Annotated in this window: 24 protein-coding genes; 13 read left to right on the top strand and 11 right to left on the bottom strand. The window is 65.4% G+C overall.

What is annotated here, in order from left to right; genetic code table 11:
• Positions 1-71 precede the first annotated feature (71 nt).
• The 3 genes from QZM72_RS00805 to QZM72_RS00795 form a co-directional block, all read right to left on the bottom strand.
• Complete coding sequence (locus tag QZM72_RS00805) at positions 72-683, bottom strand: hypothetical protein (RefSeq protein ID WP_089471171.1); 612 nt, start codon at positions 681-683, stop codon at positions 72-74.
• 29 nt (positions 684-712) lie between these two features.
• A complete protein-coding gene (locus QZM72_RS00800) occupies positions 713-1006 on the bottom strand; it encodes a RebB family R body protein (protein ID WP_050014033.1) in 294 nt (97 codons plus the stop codon).
• A gap of 113 nt (positions 1007-1119) precedes the next feature.
• A complete protein-coding gene (locus QZM72_RS00795; RefSeq protein WP_089471170.1) occupies positions 1120-1677 on the bottom strand; it encodes an RNA polymerase sigma factor in 558 nt (185 codons plus the stop codon).
• A 411-nt stretch (positions 1678-2088) separates the two neighbouring features.
• Here QZM72_RS00795 and QZM72_RS00790 point away from each other — a divergent pair, with 411 nt between their 5' ends.
• Entirely contained in the window at positions 2089-2763 is a 675-nt protein-coding gene (locus tag QZM72_RS00790) for a Crp/Fnr family transcriptional regulator (protein WP_089471169.1), read from the top strand.
• A gap of 81 nt (positions 2764-2844) precedes the next feature.
• On the opposite strand, the gene QZM72_RS00785 is transcribed toward QZM72_RS00790, so the two are convergent.
• From QZM72_RS00785 to QZM72_RS00770, 4 genes are all read right to left on the bottom strand, one after another.
• Positions 2845-3168, bottom strand: a complete 324-nt coding sequence (locus QZM72_RS00785) for a RebB family R body protein (protein ID WP_089471685.1) — start codon at positions 3166-3168, stop codon at positions 2845-2847.
• Between the two features lie 173 nt (positions 3169-3341).
• Positions 3342-3713, bottom strand: a complete 372-nt coding sequence (locus QZM72_RS00780) for a RebB family R body protein (protein ID WP_301736848.1) — start codon at positions 3711-3713, stop codon at positions 3342-3344.
• A gap of 190 nt (positions 3714-3903) precedes the next feature.
• Positions 3904-4239, bottom strand: a complete 336-nt coding sequence (locus QZM72_RS00775) for a RebB family R body protein (RefSeq protein WP_034209306.1) — start codon at positions 4237-4239, stop codon at positions 3904-3906.
• An 80-nt stretch (positions 4240-4319) separates the two neighbouring features.
• Positions 4320-4961, bottom strand: a complete 642-nt coding sequence (locus tag QZM72_RS00770) for a hypothetical protein (protein ID WP_301736847.1) — start codon at positions 4959-4961, stop codon at positions 4320-4322.
• A gap of 472 nt (positions 4962-5433) precedes the next feature.
• On the opposite strand from QZM72_RS00770, the gene QZM72_RS00765 reads away from it, so the two are divergent.
• Both QZM72_RS00765 and trpS read left to right on the top strand, forming a co-directional pair.
• Entirely contained in the window at positions 5434-5589 is a 156-nt protein-coding gene (locus tag QZM72_RS00765; protein ID WP_301736846.1) for a hypothetical protein, read from the top strand.
• Between the two features lie 209 nt (positions 5590-5798).
• Entirely contained in the window at positions 5799-6812 is a 1014-nt protein-coding gene (gene trpS / locus QZM72_RS00760; protein WP_301736845.1) for a tryptophan--tRNA ligase, read from the top strand.
• A gap of 70 nt (positions 6813-6882) precedes the next feature.
• Here the strand turns inward: trpS and QZM72_RS00755 are convergent, their stop codons facing one another.
• From QZM72_RS00755 to QZM72_RS00745, 3 genes are all read right to left on the bottom strand, one after another.
• Complete coding sequence (locus tag QZM72_RS00755) at positions 6883-7545, bottom strand: amino acid ABC transporter permease (protein ID WP_301736844.1); 663 nt, start codon at positions 7543-7545, stop codon at positions 6883-6885.
• 27 nt (positions 7546-7572) lie between these two features.
• Positions 7573-8223 (bottom strand): amino acid ABC transporter permease, encoded by a 651-nt coding sequence (locus QZM72_RS00750; protein WP_301736843.1) that lies wholly within the window; start codon positions 8221-8223, stop codon positions 7573-7575.
• Positions 8224-8288: 65 nt separating this feature from the next.
• Positions 8289-9116 carry a transporter substrate-binding domain-containing protein gene (locus QZM72_RS00745; RefSeq protein WP_089471163.1) on the bottom strand — a complete coding sequence of 276 codons (828 nt, stop codon included), beginning with the start codon at positions 9114-9116 and terminating at the stop codon, positions 8289-8291.
• Between the two features lie 485 nt (positions 9117-9601).
• Between QZM72_RS00745 and QZM72_RS00740 the strand changes: the two genes are divergently transcribed.
• From QZM72_RS00740 to QZM72_RS00715, 6 genes are all read left to right on the top strand, one after another.
• Positions 9602-10540 carry a LysR family transcriptional regulator gene (locus QZM72_RS00740; RefSeq protein ID WP_301737222.1) on the top strand — a complete coding sequence of 313 codons (939 nt, stop codon included), beginning with the start codon at positions 9602-9604 and terminating at the stop codon, positions 10538-10540.
• Positions 10541-10642: 102 nt separating this feature from the next.
• On the top strand, positions 10643-11791 hold the full coding sequence (locus QZM72_RS00735) for an SRPBCC family protein (RefSeq protein WP_301736842.1): 1149 nt from the start codon (positions 10643-10645) through the stop codon (positions 11789-11791).
• Positions 11792-11840: 49 nt separating this feature from the next.
• Entirely contained in the window at positions 11841-13019 is a 1179-nt protein-coding gene (locus QZM72_RS00730; RefSeq protein WP_301736841.1) for an ABC transporter ATP-binding protein, read from the top strand.
• Positions 13020-13021: 2 nt separating this feature from the next.
• Positions 13022-14086, top strand: coding sequence for an ABC transporter substrate-binding protein (locus QZM72_RS00725; RefSeq protein WP_301736840.1), 1065 nt, complete (start codon positions 13022-13024; stop codon positions 14084-14086).
• Between the two features lie 87 nt (positions 14087-14173).
• Complete coding sequence (locus QZM72_RS00720) at positions 14174-15421, top strand: ABC transporter permease (RefSeq protein ID WP_301737221.1); 1248 nt, start codon at positions 14174-14176, stop codon at positions 15419-15421.
• 25 nt (positions 15422-15446) lie between these two features.
• Positions 15447-16280, top strand: a complete 834-nt coding sequence (locus QZM72_RS00715; RefSeq protein ID WP_089471158.1) for an ABC transporter permease — start codon at positions 15447-15449, stop codon at positions 16278-16280.
• Positions 16281-16467: 187 nt separating this feature from the next.
• On the opposite strand, the gene QZM72_RS00710 is transcribed toward QZM72_RS00715, so the two are convergent.
• Positions 16468-16734: a hypothetical protein gene (locus QZM72_RS00710; protein WP_301736839.1), complete on the bottom strand. Its 267-nt coding sequence runs from the start codon at positions 16732-16734 to the stop codon at positions 16468-16470.
• On the opposite strand from QZM72_RS00710, the gene QZM72_RS00705 reads away from it, so the two are divergent.
• Genes QZM72_RS00705 through argE form a run of 4 tightly spaced genes read left to right on the top strand, consistent with a single transcriptional unit; the run spans position 16712 to position 20425 of the window.
• Positions 16712-18064 carry an NAD(P)/FAD-dependent oxidoreductase gene (locus QZM72_RS00705; protein WP_301736838.1) on the top strand — a complete coding sequence of 451 codons (1353 nt, stop codon included), beginning with the start codon at positions 16712-16714 and terminating at the stop codon, positions 18062-18064. The genes QZM72_RS00710 and QZM72_RS00705 overlap by 23 nt on opposite strands.
• 58 nt (positions 18065-18122) lie before the next feature.
• Positions 18123-18569, top strand: a complete 447-nt coding sequence (locus QZM72_RS00700) for a RidA family protein (protein WP_301736837.1) — start codon at positions 18123-18125, stop codon at positions 18567-18569.
• 1 nt (position 18570) lies between these two features.
• Positions 18571-19248 (top strand): DUF1028 domain-containing protein, encoded by a 678-nt coding sequence (locus QZM72_RS00695; RefSeq protein ID WP_301736836.1) that lies wholly within the window; start codon positions 18571-18573, stop codon positions 19246-19248.
• On the top strand, positions 19241-20425 hold the full coding sequence (argE, locus tag QZM72_RS00690) for an acetylornithine deacetylase (protein ID WP_301736834.1): 1185 nt from the start codon (positions 19241-19243) through the stop codon (positions 20423-20425). Before QZM72_RS00695 ends, argE begins: the two co-directional genes overlap by 8 nt.
• Positions 20426-20610: the final 185 nt, after the last annotated feature.

Raw genomic sequence — 20610 nt, 5'->3', positions numbered from 1 at the left:
CCCGCTGGTTCTCGAGGCCTGATTGCCCGCGACGTTCGTATCGACGCCGCGCGCTGCGTGCGCTGCGTGCTCTACGTACCCTTCTTGTCCAGCAGCGCCTGATACTTCTGCAGGCTCTCGTCGATCCGGTCGAGCGCGACGCTCGCGGCCTCCCCTTCGATCGCTTCCGCGGCGCCCGCGACGACCGCCGCGGTCGCGACGAACAGATCCGTCAACAGCAGGCCCACCGCATCCATCGCCATGCCTTTCACGTCCTCGTCGATGGTCTTCTGCGCGAGGTCCTTCATCAGCACGCTCTTGCCCGCGATCGCCAGCGACGTCGACGCCTCGAAGTAGTTGGCCGCCGCCTGCGCGACCATGCCGCCGGCCTGCGTGATCATCATGTTCGGGCCGACGGCGATCTGCGTCGTCGCGTAGGACGCCGCCTCCGCGTTGATCGCCTGCACGGTCTTCAGCGCCGACGGGGCGGCCCCGGTCGCCCCCGCGATCTGGTCCGGCGCCTTCAGCGCATCGGTGAACCTGCGCAGCCGGTTGACCGGCCACGCGCGCTTGCCGGGTGTCGGCGTCGCGTCGTGCGGCGCGACCTCGGCCGGCGCCGTTGCTTCGGCCGCGGCGTCCACGGCGTCGTCCGGCGCTTGCGTCGCGCCTTCTCCGCGTCCGCCCAAAAGACCTTTCATGTTCATGATTCAGGTATCCCGATAGTCGTCGCGTTCTAATGCGTGGAACCCGTCGGCGAGCCGCCCGCCGCGGGCAGCGACGCACCGCCCGATGCCGGCTTCGGCGATGCCTCGACGGACAGGATCATGGCCACGGCCTTCGACACGACGGCGTTCGAAATCTGGTTCAACGCCGCCTGCTGCTGTGTCATGTTCTGCGCCGAGATGCCGACGGCCTGGCTGAACATCTGGTAAAGCATGCCCAACGCCTGGGCCGGCGATCCCGCGACGACGTTGACGTTGGTCTGCGTCAGCGCATCGGTAATCTGCTCATTGACTTTGTCTGCCACGAGGCCTCCTCGGATCTCGGCTCCGGCATGCGATTGAAGGAACGGCGGGCCGGCAGGCCATCGACGCCGCGCATGCCGTTAGGAACGCTGCATGCCGGCATTCGTGAACGCGCTCACGCGAGTTCCTCGCGCAACTTCTTGCGCAGCAGTTCGACGCGCTTTCTGGCCAGCGGCTCGTTGATCCCGAGCGTCGCGGCGATGTGGAAATACGGCCGGTCCTCCTCGAACTTCAGCGTGAACAGCATCTGCTGCTGCGGGGAGAGCACCGACAGCGCCTGCTCGAGACGCAGCAGTTGTTGCCGCAGCAGCAGTTGCTGCTCGACCGACGGCGCGTGGCCGGCCAGTTCGACCGCGTGATCGTCGTCCCAGGCCGGATCGAATTCGAGCATGCCGCTTTCGCGCAGGCGGCGGCGCGCGCCATCGAGGAACGCGTGATTCAGCGCGAGAAAGAGAAAACCCGTCAGGTTTCGAACGCGCTCGGGCGAGCGCTGCAGGTAAATGTGGACCTTGAGCGCGGTATCGGAAAGCAGTTCGTCGGCGCGGTGAATATCGCCCTTGCACAACAGGCGCGCGCGGCGCCGCAATTTCCCCTGCATTTCCCGCCACGTGCGGTCGAGCTGCTGCGCCGGAGATTCAGGCGTCGGGGCAGCGTGCTGGTTCGAGGTCGTCATCCCGTGTCTTCCTTTTTTATGGAAAACACAGAATCGATTCGATGCCGGGAATGGCGCTGTTACCCGTGTAACACCGATATAACGATAATCGGTTTCGGTAAATTTTCTTGATTATTATGAATGGAAATTCAAATTCACCGGCATAACCCGATCCGTCGTTTCAGGTGCACCGCCGGGCCTGACCGAATAACGGCATGGCGATGAAAAAGAACGATTGCCGCCGCGATGCGTCCGTGCGCCGGCCTGCTGCTTTCAATGTCGGTCGATCACACGCACTGGCTGCCAAAGTGCCGCCTTGTCCGTACCGCCCGTCGATTATTTCGATACTTTCATTATTCATTTTTCACGCAATGCCGAAAGCAGCGTTTTTCGCTAGGTGGCTGCATCGTCCAACAACCTCGCGCGGAAAACATGCCTGCCCTTGCTAACGCTCAAACGCTGCGCAATATACCGATACTCGCCGATCTGCCGGAAAGCCTGCTCGCCCACGTCGAGCGGCATGTCACGCCCTGGCCCGAACACGGCAATCGCCTGTTGTTCTTCAAGGGCGACCCGGGAGATTTCGTCGCGTTCGTGCACCGCGGCCGCGTCTACAAGACGCTGCACGAGCCCGGCGGACGCGAGATCATTCTCGGCCACTCGATGCCGGGCGAGCTCATCGGCGAAAACACGCTGATTCTCGCGCACCGGCGCAGCTTCACCGCGCAGTTGAGCGCCGACTGCCGCATTTCGCTGCTGCATCGCCAGCACTTCGCGCCGCTGCAGGCCAACGCGGAATTCATGGCGCGCATCCACGAGCAGTTGTGCCGGCACATTCATCAGCTGAGCGACTTCGTCGAGTCGGCGTGCCTGTACCGGCTCGAAGCACGACTCGCGCGCCATTTGCTGAACCGCATGCAAGGGAACGATCTCGAGGTGCCGCTGCCGGAGAGCCAGAGCATTCTCGCCGCGATGCTCAACGTCAGCCGGCCGCGACTGAACAGCAGCCTGCAGAAGATGCAGCGCGACGGCCTGATCCGGCTCCACGAACACGGCGTGACGATTCGGAAACCGGAGCAGCTCCGGACCATCGTCGACGCCAATTGACGCCCCGGCAAGCGTGCGCGTGACGCAGCGCCGCCGTGCGGGCAGGTTGCGCGCGCCGCGTTGCGCGGCGCGCCGTGACGGTCAGCCGCGCCCGTGGCCGATGGCGTTCATCAACTGCGCGACGGCGGCCAGTTGCGAGACGAAGCTGTCGTTCGCCGACCGCGCCGCGCTGGCCTGCGCCGCCGGCGAGCTCGCATAGAGCTGCATGATGCCGACGGTCGTGGCGGCGAGGTTGGACGCCGCCTGGTTCGCCTGCATCTGCACCGCGTTGTGAAGCAGGATCGCGGACGCGTGGCTGTTCGATTGCATGAGCGTGCCCAAGGCCACGGCGGGCGCTTCGCCTACCACCTTGACGTTGGCTTGCGTGACTGCATCGGTCATCGCAGGGGAAACCTGTTCCGGCATGTCGTTGCTCCTGATGGGATCGCCGCTGCGGCGCGGCCGCGGCGAAAGCATGAGTGGGTCGGTCGGCGCCGTCGAGACGCGGCAGGACGTCCGCCGTCACGGGCGCCGACACGACGTCGGGCGCCGGGCGACAGCCACCGGGTTCGGGGCCGCCGCCCGGCGCCGACGCCGGGTTACGCGGCCAGCGCCTTGCCGAGCGCCAGCACGTCAGCCAGCACGGACAGCACGCCGTTCGAGCCGATTTCCGTCGCGGCGGCGCCAGCGCTCGCCGGCCCGAGCGTGTACAGCTGCATCGTGCCGACGTTCGTCGAGGTCGGCAGTTGCACCGCGGACTGCGACTGCTGCTGCACGGCGTTCTCGAACAGCACGCTGAGCGAATGGCTCTGGGCCTGGTACAGCGAGCCCGTTGCCATCGCGGGCGCTTCGCCCACCACCTTGACGTTGGTCTGCGTGACCGCGTCGGTGATCGCGGCGTTCACCGCGCAGGTCTTGCAGGGGGCCTTCGGATCCTTCGTGTCAAGCGGATCGTTGACGTCGTTTGCCATCGTATTTCTCCTGGTTCGGGAACGGGCACCGCATCGAATCGGCTCGGCCCGCTCCGTCGTTTGCTCCGGAACACCGCGCGGCGCCGCTGGTCGGGCGCCGGCGGTCATGCTGCGAATCCGCGGCACAGCGGCGGTATCGGCGGCGCGTGCCGCTTGCGCCGCCGCTCGGCCACGGCGCCGCGACGACGCCTTACTGCTTGGTCACGGCCTTCCCGATCGCGATCACGTCGGCCAGAATGGAAATGATCCCGTTCGCGCCGATTTCCGTGGCGGCCGCGCCCGCGCTTTCCGGTCCGATCGTGTAGAGCTGCATCGTCCCCACGTTCGTCGACGTTTGCGACTGGATCGCGGCCTGCGACTGCTGCTGCACCGCGTTCTCGAACAGGATGCTGAGCGAATGGCTCTGGGCCTGGTACAGCGAGCCCATCGCCATTGCCGGCGCTTCCGCGACCACCTTGACGTTGACCTGTGTGACCGCATCGGTAATCGCGGGATTGACCTGGCACACTTGACACGTATCAGCCATTTGTTGCTCCTTGGTTCACGTAGTTGAGAGGTCGCACATCGGGGCCGGCCGGTTTCGCGTTCGGCCGCATGACCCGCGTGCTACTCCATGGACGCTGCGCCGGGCGTCTCGTGAACGGCAGCGGTGGGTTCGGACGGTTCGGCCGGGCTGGCGCCGATGCGCCGCAACCGGTCCTCCATCGCGTCGAGTTTGACGGCGAGCGCTTCGGCAAGCCGTTCCGCAAGCGCATCGCCGTATTGCCGGAAGCATGCTTCGATTTCCTGACGGATCAGGCCCGTCAACTGTTCGCAGATCATCGTCAGCGCCTCGCGGGTGCTGTCCTGGATCGCGGCCACGTCGGATGCCTGCGCGTCGCCGGCCGGCTCGTGCGCGTCGAGTACGCCCGATACTTTCCGCTGTTCCGACGCGAGCATGCCGAGGGTCGTCTCGTTCTGCGTGTCGATCGTCTGCAGGATGCCGCGCATCTTCTCGTACGCCTTTTGCTGGTTGAGCTGCAGAAAATGCTTGACCTGTTCGCGCGCCTCTTGCCGGGTCTTGAACTGCGGCAAGGGCGGCTTCGCGGCGCTCGCCTGCGCGGCCGGGCCGGCGGCGGGGGCCGGCGGGTTCCCGTGCCGGCTCGGTAGCCGCTCCAGCAGCACCTGTTCTTCGGCCGGCTCGAGAGGCCGCCGCAGTCGCTTCTCCGCAAGTTGCCGCAGCAGCGGTTCGAGTGCTTCGTTGCTCATGGCTTACACCCCGTAAAGGTTCGCCCGCGGCACGGATATATGCGGTTCGGGTTTGGATGGACGCCGCGCCACGGCGGCCTGGTCGGCGTGCTGCAATGGATATCGCATGGGGTTCTCCTGGAAACGGATGTGCGACGGCCTGGCCGGAATTTCGGCAGGACCGTTGCAAGGACGAACCGTGGGACGGGGATGTGAAGTCGGCCGCTGGCGGCGCACCGGTCGCGCCCATTCCCGACAATTTTTGACTGTGTCCGGCCCATCGAACTGGTAGGATGCCGGTCGCCCCGACGCGGGCAGCCGGCATCGACCACGAACTGCCCCTTTTTCGAGGGCCCGCGACTGGTAAACTTCGCGCTCGGCTCGGACAACCCGGGCGAACAGTACCCTATCCCCGTAAAACCCGTCATACCCAGGCTCGCCCCGCGCGACCCGTTGCAGTAACCGTTGGAGTGGCGCACCCGCGCCTGCAAGCATGAAGAAATCGAAGCAACCCATCCGCCCCTCACGCGACAAGGACCGCACGCCGCTCGTACGCGCCGGTGCATGGCTGCTGATGGCCGGCCTGCTGTACCTGCTGTGGCCGTCCGCCGAAACCGCCTACCTCGCGATGGAATCGGTGATCCGCTGACGCACACGTCTGCCCGCGCACTACGCTATACTGCCGCGATGGAAACTCGACCCGCCTCGCCGATCGTGCATTGCTGGTGGCGCGCCTGACCCAGGCGGCCCGTTTCCTTTTTCATGTCCCAAACGTGATGCCGCCAGCCATGGCGGCATTTGCGTTTCTGCGCTGACGTCATCGCTGGCGGCCTCGACAACCCGGAGCCAACCACGACCATGACGCAACCCACCCGCCCGACCATCCTCACCGGCGACCGCACCACCGGCCCGCTGCATCTCGGCCACTACATCGGCTCGCTGCGCGCACGCGTGCAGATGCAGCACGAGGCGACGCAGTTCCTGCTGCTCGCCGATACACAGGCGCTGACCGACAACATGGGCCGCCGCCAGCGCGTCACCGAGAACGTGATCGAAGTCGCGCTCGACTACCTCGCCGTCGGCATCGATCCGGCGATCTCGACGATCGTCGTGCAGTCGCAGGTGCCCGAACTCGCCGAGCTGTCGCAATACCTGCTCAATCTCGTCACGGTCGCGCGCCTCGAACGCAATCCGACCATCAAGGAAGAAATCCGCCTGCGCGGGTTCGAGCGCGACATCCCCGCCGGCTTCCTGACCTACCCGGTGAGCCAGGCGGCCGATATCACCGCGTTCAAGGCGACCCACGTGCCGGTCGGCGACGATCAGTTGCCGATGATCGAACAGACCAACGAACTCGTGCGCCGCTTCAACGCGACCGTCGAGCAGCCGGTGCTGGTCGAGTGCGAGGCCGTGCTGTCGGCGGTCACGCGGCTGCCGGGCATCGACGGCAAGGCGAAGATGAGCAAGTCGCTCGGCAACGCGATCACGCTCGGCTCGACGCCGGACGAGATCGCGCAGGCCGTGAAGGACATGTACACCGACCCGAGCCACCTGCGCGTGAGCGACCCGGGCCAGGTCGAAGGCAACGTCGTGTTCACGTTCCTCGATGCGTTCGAGCCGGACGTGGCGAAGGTCGACGAGCTGAAGGCGCACTATCGCCGCGGCGGCCTCGGCGACAGCGTCGTCAAGCGCGTGCTGAACGAGCGGCTGCAGGCGCTGATCGAGCCGATCCGCGCGCGCCGTCGCGAGTTCGAGGCCGACAAGGCCGAAGTGATGGCGATCCTGAAGCACGGCACGCTCCATGCACGGGAAGTGGCGGGGGCGACGCTCTCGGAGGTGAAGGGCGCGATGGGGTTGACGTATTTCGATTGAGCGGCGATGCCGGCATGCATTGCACCCGCCATGCCATGCACGCCGGACCTGAACGTCGACGTGGGCCGCGTCATGCGAGCCGACGCGCGACGCGCCGTTCGACGGCCGTACCCACCCACGTCGCCATTTCGACGAGCAACAGATAACACGCGGATAGCGCGAGCAACGTCTCGACGAACGCGAAGCTCGCCGAGCCTATACCGGTCAACACGAATGTCAGTTCCGGAACGGTGACGATCGACAGCACCGCGGTTTCCTTGCTCAGCACGATGGTCAGATTGGTCAGCGCCGGCAGGATCAGCACCATCATCTGCGGCAATTGCACGCGAAAAGTCGTTTGCCAGCGGCTCAGGCCGAGACAGGATGCCGCTTCGACATGCCCTTTCGGCACCGCCAGGAATCCGGAACGAAATGCCTCGGTGAAATAGGCGCCCGCGTAGAGGGCAAGGCCGACCACGCCGGCCGTCAGCGGATCGAGCGTCAATCCGAATGCGGGGCCGCCGTAGTACAGCAAAAAGAGCTGCACGAGAAACGGCGTGCCGCGAAACAGCTCGACATAGACACGAATCGCCGCGCGTACGAAGCGGCCGCCCGCCTGCTGCGCAAGCGCCGCACCGAACCCGATCGCCGCCCCCGCGAGCGTACTCGCCGTCCAGGTCGCCACGGTCATCGCGAGACCCGCGCCGATTTCCGGCAGGTTGTTCACGAGTACATCGGGATGGAAAGTCAGCATGAGGATCTCCGGCGAGCAACTGATGCGTCATGCGGCGCGCAGGCGCCGCTCCGCGCCATGCGCGATCAGCGCCAGCGAACCGCAGAGCAGAAAATAGATCATCCCGGCCGCGACATAAGCCTCGAGCGGCTGGTACGTGCTGGCCGCGATGTTCTGCGCGGTTCGCGTGATCTCCGCCACGCCGACCACGGAGACGAGCGACGATGCCTTGATCAGCAGCACCATTTCGTTGACGAGCGACGGCAGCGTCATCCGTACGGCCTGCGGCACCTGGATCCTCCACAGGCGATCCTTCGCCGAGAGCCCGAGCATCGTCGCCGCCTCGAGCTGCCCCTTCGGGAGATTCGCGAATCCGCCCCGGAGAATTTCGGCGATGTATGCGGCCGAGCACAGCGACACGGCGCTGACGGCCGCCATCACGGGCGGCACGTTGACGCCCACGAACGGCAGGAAGTAGTAGACGAGCAGCAGTTGCACGAGCAGCGGCACCCCGCGAAACGCCCGCACATACGCGCCCGCCGCGACACGTATCGCAACGTGCGGTGCAAGCCGCCCGCAGCAGATCGCGAGGCCGATGAAGAAGCCGAGCACGAGCCCGGCCGCGGACACTTCGAGCGTCATCAGCGCCGCATGGAACAGCAACGGCAGGCCGTCGATGAAAGTGTTCAGGCTGAACATGGCAGGTTGCTCGGTAGCGGTGCTCGTCGGCGGTCGCGCTCGATCGTGTTGCCCGGACGCGGCGCTCAGTAGTTCGGCGTGGGCATCTCGGTCGGCAGTGCGGTCGCGACGCCGAGCCACTTGCGCTGCAGTGTCGCCAGCGTGCCGTTCTTGTTCAACGTGACGAGCGCCGCGTTGAACGCATTGGCCAGCGACGCGCTGTCCGCATCCTTGCGCAGCGCATAGGCGAAGTAGACTTTCGCGCCGAACGCAGGCTGCACCACCGAGAATACGGCCGGGCGCTGCTTCGCGACATACGCGATGTTCGTGAGCGAGTTGGCGACGGCGGCGATGCGCCCGGTCGCGAGGTCCGCATACGCCTGGTTGTTATCGACGTATTCGCGGATCGTCGGCGGCTTCGGCAGCGTCGCCGCGTAGCTTTTCAACTGTTCGAGCTGCGCGCTGCCCTTGCCTGCTCCGACGACTTTACCCGCTATATCGGCAGAGGTCTTGAGACTGCCGTCGCCGGTTCGCTTGAGCAACGCATCGGTGGCCTCCGCGACCGGCAACGAGAACGCATAGCGCTCCGTGCGCGCCTTCGTGACGGTCAGCGGTCCCGCGACCATGTCGTACTTGCCCGCGTCGAGCCCGGGCAGCACGCTCTCCCACGGCAGATCGATGAAGCGCACCTTCACGCCGACGATCCGACCCACCGCCGCGAACAGATCCTTGTTGAAGCCCGCCTGCTGGCCGTTTTCGAGGAAATCGAACGGCGCGAACTGCATTTCGGTCCCCACCACCAGCTCGCCGTGCTGCTTGACGCGATCGAGCAGGCTCTCGGCATGCGCGGCCACACCGGCTGCCGCGAGGGTCAATGCGATGAACAGCGAAGTGCAGCACTTGGATCGTTTCATCTGACGTGTTCCTTCGAATCGGAATTGACCGGATGACCGGATGACCGGATGACCGGATTGACTCCCGCCCGGTCGTCGCCCGGCGAATCCGTCGTCAATGCAATCTACGTGGCCAATTTATCGGCAGAAATATTGTTTTCCGATCCACCGAAAAGCTTTTCCTTATGCACGCCGTCTTGCATCGTCTCCGCGCCGCTTCGTGGTGCGGAGACGCGTCTCGCGCGTGCAATCAATCGTCTGCCAATTCATTGCCCGGACGAGCGGTTTGCACGGTTTTGTCGCGTCATGCACCAGTGCGGGTCACCCGTTCGAGCGCTGGATGCACGTACGGAAGCATCCACGCCGTCCTCGGGACGCACGCGCAAATGCGCATGGGAAAAAATGATGCAGATCTTCGATCATCCTCTTTTTGACTATGCAAAATGGCAGCGCGCCTCGCGTTGCGAGCCGTGCCCGATCCCGACACTTTGTGCGAGCCACGCTTCATGGAAAATATTGCGTTGCGCTATTCGTTGCGCCAGTTGCGCTACTTCGTGGTCACGGCGGAAACGCTGTCGTTTACTGCCGCCGCGCGCCAACTGCACATTTCCCAGCCGTCGATCTCCACCTCGATCGGCGAACTGGAATCTTCATTCGGCATCCAGCTCTTCATCCGCCATCGCGCGAGCGGCGTGTCGTTGACGCCGGCCGGCCGCGACCTGCTCGGCCAGGTGCGCAATCTGCTGAAAAACGCGGAAGAACTGCAGACGATGGCACGCGAGATGGACGGGGGCATGTCGGGCACGATCGCGCTGGGCTGCCTCGTCTCGCTGGCTCCCCCGTTGATGCCGGCATTGATGAGCCGCTTCGTTTCCGAGCACGGCGGTATCGGCTTCCGCACGATGGAGGCCAACCAGGACGACCTGCTGTCGGCACTGAGCAACGGCACGCTGGACATGGCGCTCACCTACAGCCTCGATATCGCCGAAGACATTTCGTTCACGCCGCTCGTCACGCTGCCGCCATACGCAATCCTGCCGCCCGAACACAAGCTCACGCGCGGCAAGACGGTCGCACTCGCCGATCTGCTCAACGAGCCGTATGTTCTGCTCGACCTGCCGCACAGTCGCGAGTACTTCGCGGGACTGTTCGACCCGCTGGGCCGACGGCCGACGCCGACGTTCCGTTCGTCGCAGCCGGAAGTCGTGCGCGGCATGGTTGCCAACGGTCTTGGCTACAGCATCCTGAACTTCCCGCTTCGTTCCACCCGCACCGTCGATGGCGCGACTTTCGCGGTCCGTCCGTTTCGCGACGAGGTCACGGCGATCACCCTCGGCATCGCCATGTCGCGCAGCATGAAACCCCGCCAGCTCGTCACGCGCTTCGCGCAATTCTGCGAAACCTACATCCCTCAGGTGCACGTCCAGGCAACGCCGGCCGCATAGGAAAAAACTTCTTGTTGCATCCGAAAAGAATATTTCGACTCTTTATTGGACTTGTTAAATTGGTCGCCAATGTGATCGGTTTGAACGTTTCCCGGAGGCACGATGCGTTCCATTCCTACGGCAGCGCCGTCTATCGACGTGATCGTCCGCGACCTGAAAACCAACTGCGAACGCGACTTCAGCGACGCCCGCGCGATGCCGCCGGGCGTCTACACGTCGCCCGAGTTTCTCGAACGGGAACGGCAAACGCTCTTTCGCAACGAATGGCTGTGCATGGGCCGCGCGAGCGCGCTGCCGAATCCGGGCGACTACCTGACAGCGGAGATCGCCGGCCAGCCGATCATCGTGATCCGCCGCGACGACGGCGCCCTGCGTGCAATGTCGAACGTATGCCTGCACCGCATGTCCACCCTGCTCGAGGGCCGCGGCAACGTGCGCCGTATCGTCTGCCCCTATCACGCGTGGAATTATTCTCTGGACGGCGAGCTGCGTGGCGCGCCGATGATGGACAGGCAGGACGGTTTCTGTAAGGACAGCTACAAGCTTCCGCAGGTTCGCTGCGAGATCTGGCAGGGCTGGGTCTACGTCACGCTCAATCAGGAGGCGTCGCCTGTTGCCGCTCGGTTGAAGGAACTCGACGAACTGATCGCCGATTACGACATGGCGTCGTATGTCGAAACCTTCCACGAAGAACACGTGTGGGACACCAACTGGAAGATCCTCGCGGAAAACTTCATGGAGAGCTATCACCTGCCGATGCTGCATCGCGCGACGGTCGGCCCGCACTCCAAGCTCGACGAGATGGAGTGCCCGCCCGGACTGCCCGCATTCAACTATCACTGGATCACGAAAGAGGCGTCGCTGCCGATCGGCAATGCGCATCCGAACAACACTCGCCTGCAAGGTCAATGGCGCAAGACGACGGCGCTGCTCGCGATCTACCCGACTCATCTCGTCACGCTGACGCCGGGCTATTTCTGGTATCTGGTGCTTCAGCCGCTGGGCGTCGATCACGTGCATATCCGCTTCGGCGGCGGCCTGTCGCCGGAATTCATCGACGACCCGAAGGCCGCCGAATACATGGCGACGCTGAAGAAGCTGCTCGACGAAGTCAATCTCGAAGACCGGCGCGGCGTCGAGGCGGTGTTCCGCGGCGTGCATGCCCCGCTTGCGAAGCCCGGTCATCTGAGTCATCTGGAACGGCCGAACTACGACTTCGCGCGCTATCTGGCGTCGCACGTCGCGATTTGAAGCCGCAGGCCAACGACTCGCCACCCACGTCACCTCATTGAAGCTCACGATGACCAGCCAGCCCTACATTTCGTTCGTCGGCGTCAGCAAGTCCTACGACGGCCGGCATGCGGTTGTCGACGGTCTCGATCTCGACATCGCCCGGGGCGAATTCGTCTCGCTGCTGGGACCGTCCGGCTCGGGCAAGACCACCACGCTGATGATGCTCGCCGGTTTCGAGACCCCGACGGACGGCACCATCCTGCTCGACGGGCACCGCCTCGACGACAAGCCACCGCACCAGCGCGACATCGGCATGGTGTTCCAGAACTACGCGCTGTTCCCGCACCTGACGATCGCCGAGAACGTCGCGTTTCCGCTCTCCGTGCGCAAGACCGGTCGCGAAGCGCGCAAGCAGCGCGTGCAGCGCGCGCTCGACATGGTGGAGCTGTCGCATCTCGCGTCGCGGCGCCCCGCCCAGTTGTCCGGCGGCCAACAGCAGCGCGTCGCGCTGGCCCGCGCACTGGTATTCGAACCTCGCGTGGTGCTGATGGACGAGCCGCTCGGCGCGCTCGACAAACGGCTGCGCGAAACGATGCAATACGAAATCATGCGGCTGCATCGCGATCTGTCGCTCACGATCGTCTATGTGACGCACGATCAGAACGAAGCGCTGACCATGTCGAATCGCGTCGCCGTGTTCTCGGACGGACGCATCCAGCAGGCCGCGACGCCTACCGAACTGTACGAAAACGCGCAGAACGCCTTCGTCGCGAACTTCGTCGGCGAGAACAACGGTCTCGCCGGGCGCGTCAGCGCGCTCGATGGCGAATGGGCCGTGCTTCAGCTTCGCGACGGCATCACGATCCGCGGTCGCCGCGGCAGCCAGATCGAGGCCGGCGACGACGCCACGCTCGCGCTGCGCCCCGAGCGCGCGCAGGTACTCGGCGCGGCCGAAGCCGCGAACGTGCCGGCGGGCTCGAACGCCCTCGCGGCGACCGTGTGCGACATCGTGTATTGCGGCGATCATCATCGCGTTCAGCTGCAACTCGGCAGCGGCGACACGATGGTCGTCAAGGTCTCCAACACGCGCCTCGTCGCGCTGCCGCCGATCGGTGCGGCCGCAACGATCGTCTGGCGACACGACGACTGCAAGGTGCTGTCGCCGTCGGCCATCACCCGCGTCGCGAGCGCCGCCGTTCGTTTACCCACCCTGCCTGTTGCCGTGCCCATCGCCTCTGGAGCCTGATAATGCAAAACCCTCGCTACGCGTCCCCGCGCCGCACGATCGCGGCTGTCGTCGCACTCGGCGCCTTTTCCGCGCTGCCTGCCGCTCGCGCGGCGGATACGCTGTCCGTCGTCACGTTCGGCGGCGCCTATGAAACGGCCGCACGCCACGCGTGGTTCGAGCCGTTCACCGCGAAGACCGGCACCCAGTTCCAGACCGAGTCGTACGACGGCGGCCTGGCCAAGCTGCAGGCCATGGAACAGGCGAAGAACCCGACGTGGGACCTGATCGACATGGAGACCAACGACGCGATCAACGCCTGCGACGAAGGTTTGCTCGAGAAGCTGGACAGCAAGACCATCGGCAACACGTCGGATTTCCTGCCGGGCGCGCTGCGCGAATGCTCGGTGGCCGCGATGGTGTGGTCGACCGTGTATGCGTACGACGCGTCGAAGCTGAAGACCGCACCGACACGCATCGCGGACTTCTTCGACCTGAAGAAATTCCCGGGCAAGCGCGGCCTGAGAAAGTCGCCGAAGGTCACGCTCGAATGGGCGCTGGTCGCCGACGGCGTGGCCCCGGCGGACGTCTACAAGGTGCTCGCGACCCCCGCCGGCGTCGATCGCGCATTCGCGAAGCTCGACACGATCAAGTCGAGCATCGTCTGGTGGGAAGCCGGTGCGCAAGCGCCGCAGCTGCTCGCGGACGGTGCCGTGACGATGGTGCAGGCCTACAACGGCCGCATCGACAGCGCCGTTCACCAGGACAAGAAGCCGTTCAAGATCGTCTGGGACGCGCAGGTGTACGACTATGAATGGTGGGGTGTGCCGAAGGGGGCGAAGCACGCCGCGACCGCGAAGCGGTTCATCGCCGCATCGGCGCAGCCGCAGGCATACGCGGATCTGTCGAAGTACATCGCCTACGCGCCGCCGCGCAAGGCATCGTTGCCGCTGATCGACAAGGCGCGCCTTGCCGACCTGCCGACCGCGCCCGCCAACTTCAAGCGACCGATCCAGATCGATGCGAACTTCTGGGCCGACAGCGGCGATGCGCTGACCAAGCGCTTCCAGACATGGCTCGGCCAGTAATGCGCGTCTGCATGACGTCGTAGCGGTTTTACGCGACGCGCCCCGCTCCGGGCGCGTCGCTCCGGAGTTCCGATGAACGATTCGCCAATGTTTCCCATGACGGCGGCAAGCCCCGCGCTCGCCGCCGGGCACGCCGTCAAATACCGGCAGGCGCGGCGCAAGGCGGCGTTACGCGCGCTGCTGCTGACGCTGCCCCTGCTCGTGTTCCTGCTCGCCACGTTCATCGCGCCGATTGCTTCGCTGCTGGCCCGCAGCGTGCGCAATCCGGAACTGTCCGGCTCGATGCCGTCGTTCGCGCAGACGCTGCGACACTGGAACGGTCAGGGCGTGCCGGACGAGCGGGTGTTCGCGTCCCTCGCCAACGGACTGAAGAGCGCCGGCGACGCCGGCACGCTCGGCGACGTCGCGCGCCGGATGAATTTCTATCAGCCCGAGTTCCGCACGCTGCTGCTGAAGTCGGCACGCACGGTGCGTGCCCAGGATGCCGTCACCGCATGGAAGCCCGTCCTGCTCGCCGCCGACGATCGCTGGAACCGGCCAGAAACCTGGCGCCTGCTGAAACGCGCGGCGTCGCCATGGACGCCGGACTATCTGCTGAACGGCCTCGACGCGCAGGTGTCGCCCGATGGCGCCGTCCATTCGGTGCCCGCGAACAGCGCGGTCTACCGCACCGCGTTCATGCGCACGGTGTCGATCAGCGCCACGGTCACGCTGCTGTGCCTGCTGCTCGCGTACCCGGTATCGTGGCTGCTCGCCAACCTGCCGGCCAGGCAGGGCAACCTGCTGATGCTGTTCGTGATCGTGCCGTTCTGGACCTCGCTGCTGGTCCGCACGACCGCGTGGTACGTATTGCTGCAACCGGGCGGTGTGGTCAACCGCGTACTGCTCGCGCTGCATGTCGTCGATCATCCGCTGCCGTTGATCTTCAACCGCGCCGGCGTGCTGATCGGCATGACGCACGTGCTGCTGCCGTACATGATTCTCGCGATTTACTCGGTGATGAAAAGCGTGCCGCCGATCTACATGCGCGCCGCGCAATCGCTCGGCGCTCACCCGGTCGTCGCGTTCTTTCGCGTGTACGTGCCCCAGACGCTACCGGGCATCGGCGCCGGATGCTTTCTCGTGTTCGTGCTGGCGCTCGGCTACTACATCACGCCGGCCCTGCTCGGCGGTGCGGGCGACGAGATGATCAGCCAGCTGATCGCGTCGCAAACCAACGATCTGCTCAACTGGGGGCTGGCCGGTGCGCTGTCCGCGTATCTCGTGATCTTCACCGCCGTGTTCTATTTCATTTTCAACCGGCTCGTCGGCATCGACCGGCTCCGGTTCGGCTGACGCCCGACGTCACTGGAGCCGCATCGTGTCCGTGAACCCCAACAGCCTGCCGTCGACGCGCATTGCCACTGCCGGTGTGCGCATCCACTGCGCGGTCGTGCTGTTCTTTCTGGTTGCGCCGATCCTCGTGATCATTCCGCTGTCGTTCAATTCGGGTTCGTATTTTTCGTACCCGATGGAAGGCTTCTCGCTGCGCTGGTACGCGCAGGCATTCGGCAGCCCGGACTGGCAGCGGGCATTCCTGAACAGCCTCGCGATCGGCGCGGCATCCACAGCAATTGCAACGACGCTCGGCACGCTCGCCGCGATCGGTCTCGCGCGCGACGACTTTCCGTTCCGCTCGCTGATCATGCCGATCCTGATCTCTCCGATGATCATCCCGATCGTCGTGGTCGCGGCCGGCTTCTACCTGATCTTCGCGCCACTCGGGCTCGTCAACTCCTATCCGGGTGTGATCCTCGCACATGCGGCACTCGGCACGCCGTTTGTCGTGATTACCGTGACCGCGTCGCTGCTGTCGTTCGACCGGAGCCTGCTGCGCGCCGCCGCCAATCTCGGCGCCGCGCCGTGGACGACCTTTCGCCGCGTGACGCTGCCGCTGATCCTGCCGGCTGTGGCCACCGGCGCCGTGTTCGCATTCGCGACATCGTTCGACGAAGTGATCGTGATCCTGTTCATCGGCGGTCCCGATCAACGCACCGTACCCCGGCAGATGTGGAGCGGCATTCGCGACCAGATCGACCCGTCGATCCTCGCCGTCGCCACCGTGCTGATCGTGTTCGCGATCCTGCTCTTCATCAGCATCAACTGGCTGCGTGGCCGTGCGCAGGCCGCGGGCGCCGCGCGCGAAGCGGCATAGCGGCCGTCCGCCGCGCAGCGGGAAGGCGGCCTCGACCCATGCCGTCGCGTCGTGCGTTTCGTTGCGTCCGCTTCCTTTCTTTTCCCTGCTTCGATGGCGGCCTCGGCGTTTTGCCGGCGCCATCCGCTTGCGTTCAGTTCATTGCCGGTCCGTACGCACGCATCTGCATAGGCAAACCGGATGCAATTCATTTTTTAAATATATTTTTCAGATTCAGTGCACCGGCGTAGATTTTCTTCAGCAGAACGCAATGCTCAGGAAACACGTCCGCACGACGCACATCGCTTCGGATTACCGACGCGTTCCGGCTTCGGTGCTTGAACGTCGCGATCGCCTTGCGCAATCGCATCGCGAGCACTGCGGCGAATTGCGGCGAAACGGATTTATCCGTCCATGAACAACCCGATCGATACGCATCAGGAAAAATCAACATGACCGTCGAAGTCACATCCATCGATACGCTGGTGGTCGGCGCCGGACAGGCCGGCATCGCGATGAGCGAACACCTCCGTGCGCTCGGCGTGCCGCATCTCGTGCTGGAACGCGCTCGCATCGCGGAGCGCTGGCGCACCGCGCGCTGGGATTCGCTGGTGGCGAACGGCCCGGCATGGCACGACCGCTTCCCCAACATGACTATCGGCGGTGTCGATGCGGACGGGTTCGCAACGAAGGATCAGATGGCCGAGTACTTCGTCGACTACGCGCGCATGATCGACGCGCCGATCCGGACCGGCGTCGACGTCAGGCGCGTGGTCCGCGACGCCGGCCGTCAGGGCTTCGTCGTCGAGACGTCGGACGGCACCTTCCACGCGAACCGCGTCGTGGTTGCGACCGGGCCGTTCCAATGCCCGCTCATTCCGGCCATCGCGCCCACCGACGCGCGCCTGACGCAGATTCATTCCGCCGACTACCGCAATCCGGCGCAACTGCCCGCCGGCAACGTGCTGGTCGTCGGCGCGGGGTCGTCGGGCGTCCAGATCGCGGCCGAACTGCAACGCTCGGGCCGTCAGGTCTATCTGTCCGTCGGCCCTCACGACCGTCCGCCGCGCGCGTATCGCGGCCGCGATTTCTGCTGGTGGCTCGGCGTACTGGGTCTGTGGGACATGGAAACGATGCGCCCCGGCCGGTCGCACGTGACGATCGCCGTGAGCGGCGCGGACGGCGGCCACACGGTCGACTTCCGCCGTCTCGCGCACGACGGCGTGACGCTGGTCGGCGTGACGCGAGCGTTCGATCAAGGCATCGTCACGTTCGAAGCGGATCTCGCGGCCAACATCGCGGCCGGCGACGAAAACTATCTGTCGCTGCTGGACGCCGCCGACGCGTACGTCGCCAGCAACGGTCTCGATCTGCCGGAGGAGCCTGAAGCCCGCCACATTCCCGCCGATCCGCCATGCCTGGCCGACCCGCTCACGCAACTCGACCTCGCCGCGGCAGGCGTCACGTCGATCATCTGGGCGACCGGCTACGCGAACGACTTCGGGTGGCTGCAGGTCGACGCCTTCGACGAGCACGGCAAGCCGAAACATCAGCGCGGCGTCGCCAGCGAGCCCGGACTCTATTTCCTCGGTCTGCCGTGGCTGTCGCGGCGCGGCTCCGCGTTCATCTGGGGCGTCTGGCACGACGCGAAACATGTGGCCGGACATATCGCGACGCAGCGCAGCTACCAGCACTATCACGAGGCTGCCGCGCGACGCAGCATTGCGGCCGCGCCGCAAGCCGACGATCACGTCGCCGAGCCAACCATCCCGAGCCCGATGCCGACCCGCGCCGCCGCGCACTGAACGCACGACCGAGTCGCACCGCACGGTCTACCGAACCCTCCTTCAGGAATTCATGACGATGAGCCAGCCGACCCACACCCGTATCCGGATGTTCAACACGAAAGACACCTACCCGAACCAGGCGCTCGACAACGATCTGTGCCAGGCTGTCCGGGCCGGCAACACGGTCTACGTGCGCGGCCAGATCGGCACCGACTTCGACGGCAATCTGGTCGGCCTCGGCGATCCGCGCGCGCAGGCCGAACAGGCCATGAAAAACGTCAAGCAACTGCTCGAGGAGGCCGGCAGCGACCTCACGCATATCGTCAAGACCACTACGTACCTGATCGATCCGCGTTATCGCGAGCCGGTCTATCAGGTCGTCGGCAAGTGGCTCAAGGGCGTCTATCCGATCTCGACCGGCCTCGTGGTCAGTGCGCTGGGCCAGCCGGAATGGCTGATGGAAATCGACGTCATCGCCGTGATTCCCGACAACTGGCAGCCGACCGCCGCCGCCGGAGCGTGACATGACATTCTCGATCGTCGGACGGTGTGCCGAAACCGGACAACTCGGCATCGCGATCAGCTCCTCGAGCATCGCAGTGGGCGCGCGCTGCCCGTGGGTTCGCGCCAGCGCGGGCGCCGTGGCGACGCAGAACGTCACGCTGCCGTCGCTCGGCCCGCAGGTGCTCGACCTGCTCCGCGACGGCGCGGCCGATCCCGCGCAGGCGCTCGAAGCCGCGCTCGATACCGATCGCTGGCGCGACTACCGGCAGGTCACGGTCGTCGATGCGCAGGGCCGCACCGCATTCTGGACCGGCGCGCAGGCGCTCGGCCTGCATCATGCGGTGGCGGGCCGACAGTGCGTCGCCGCAGGCAACATGCTGGCCAGTCAGGACGTGATCGACGCGATGGTGCCGGCGTTCGAGCAGACGCCCGGCCCGCTCGCCGATCGTCTGCTCGCGGCGATGCAGGCCGCGATCGACGCAGGCGGAGAAGCCGGTCCGGTGCATTCCGCCGCGTTGAAGATCGCCGATACGCTGGTGTGGCCGCTCGTCGACCTGCGCGTCGACTGGACCGACGATGCGCCGATCTCGGCACTCGCCGCGCTGTGGCATGCATACCGTCCGCAGATGCAGGACTACGTAACGCGCGCGCTCGATCCGACGACCGCACCGAAATACGGCGTACCCGGCGATGAGTGAGCCGACCAGCCGCACGCTGCTCGCCGAACTGATCGGCTTCGATACGGTCAGCCGGCACTCGAACCTCGCGATGATCGAGTTCATCCGCGACTATCTGGCGGGCTACGGCGTCGACAGCGAACTGTTCTACAACGACGCGCGCAGCAAGGCGAACCTGTTCGCCACGATCGGGCCGCGCGAGCGCGGCGGCATCCTGCTCTCGGGTCATACGGACGTGGTGCCCGCCGACGGCCAGGCATGGACCGTCGAGCCGTTCCGGATGAGCGAACGCGACGGCCGGCTGTATGGCCGTGGCACCGCGGACATGAAAGGCTTTCTCGCGTCGATGCTGGCCGCGGTACCGATGTTCGTCGAGCGACCGTTGTCGTTGCCGATCCATCTCGCGTTCTCGTACGACGAGGAGATCGGCTGTCTCGGCGTGCGGCCGATGCTGGCCGAACTGGCGAAGCGCCCGCATCGGCCCGTGCTCTGCGTGATCGGCGAGCCGACCGAATTGAAGCCCGTGCTCGGCCACAAGGGCAAGCTGGCGATGCGCTGCCACGTCACGGGCGCCGCGTGTCATTCCGCGTATGCGCCGTACGGCGTCAATGCGATTCAATATGCGGCGCGTCTGGTCAACCGGCTGGAGGAAATCGGCGAGCGCCTCGCGCAACCGGAGCATCACGACGCTCGCTTCGATCCGCCGTTCTCGACTGTCCAGACCGGCGTGATCCACGGCGGCAAGGCGTTGAACATCGTTCCCGATGCATGCGAATTCGATTTCGAGGTCCGCACGCTGCCCGGCTTCGACGCCGATGAAGTGACCACCGAATTGCAGGCCTATGCGGAGCAGCAACTGATGCCGACGATGCGCGCGGTTCACGCGGATTGCGATATCCGGATGCAGCCGCTGTCCGCCTATCCGGGGCTTTCGACACCGGACGACAGCGACGCCGCCCGCCTGCTGGCGATACTCAGCGGATCGAGCGCGTTCGGCACCGTCGCCTTCGGCACGGAAGGCGGACTGTTCGAGCAGGCCGGCATCCCGACCGTGGTGTGCGGACCGGGCAGTATGGATCAGGGGCACAAGCCGGACGAGTTCGTGAGCGTCGAGCAACTGCAGGGTTGCGATGCGATGCTGCGCCGGCTGGCCGACCATCTCTCCACGACCGAAACGACCGATCGCAAGACTGGCTGATTTCGGTTCCGGCAGCGTACGTGGCGGGCCGGCGCCACGCAGGGTCGCTCGATACGGCGAGCCGGCAGGCGATGCTGCATTGGAAAAACCTGCGAACCCCATTCGAAAAGAGTTTTTCCCGATCAATATTGACCACGTAAAGTCGGCTCGTCGAACTCGCATTGCGCCTTTCGCCCGACACGCGT

Source organism: Burkholderia sp. AU45388, assembly GCF_030481585.1.
Lineage (GTDB): Bacteria > Pseudomonadota > Gammaproteobacteria > Burkholderiales > Burkholderiaceae > Burkholderia > Burkholderia sola.
This window is presented reverse-complemented; position numbering and strand designations above follow the sequence as displayed.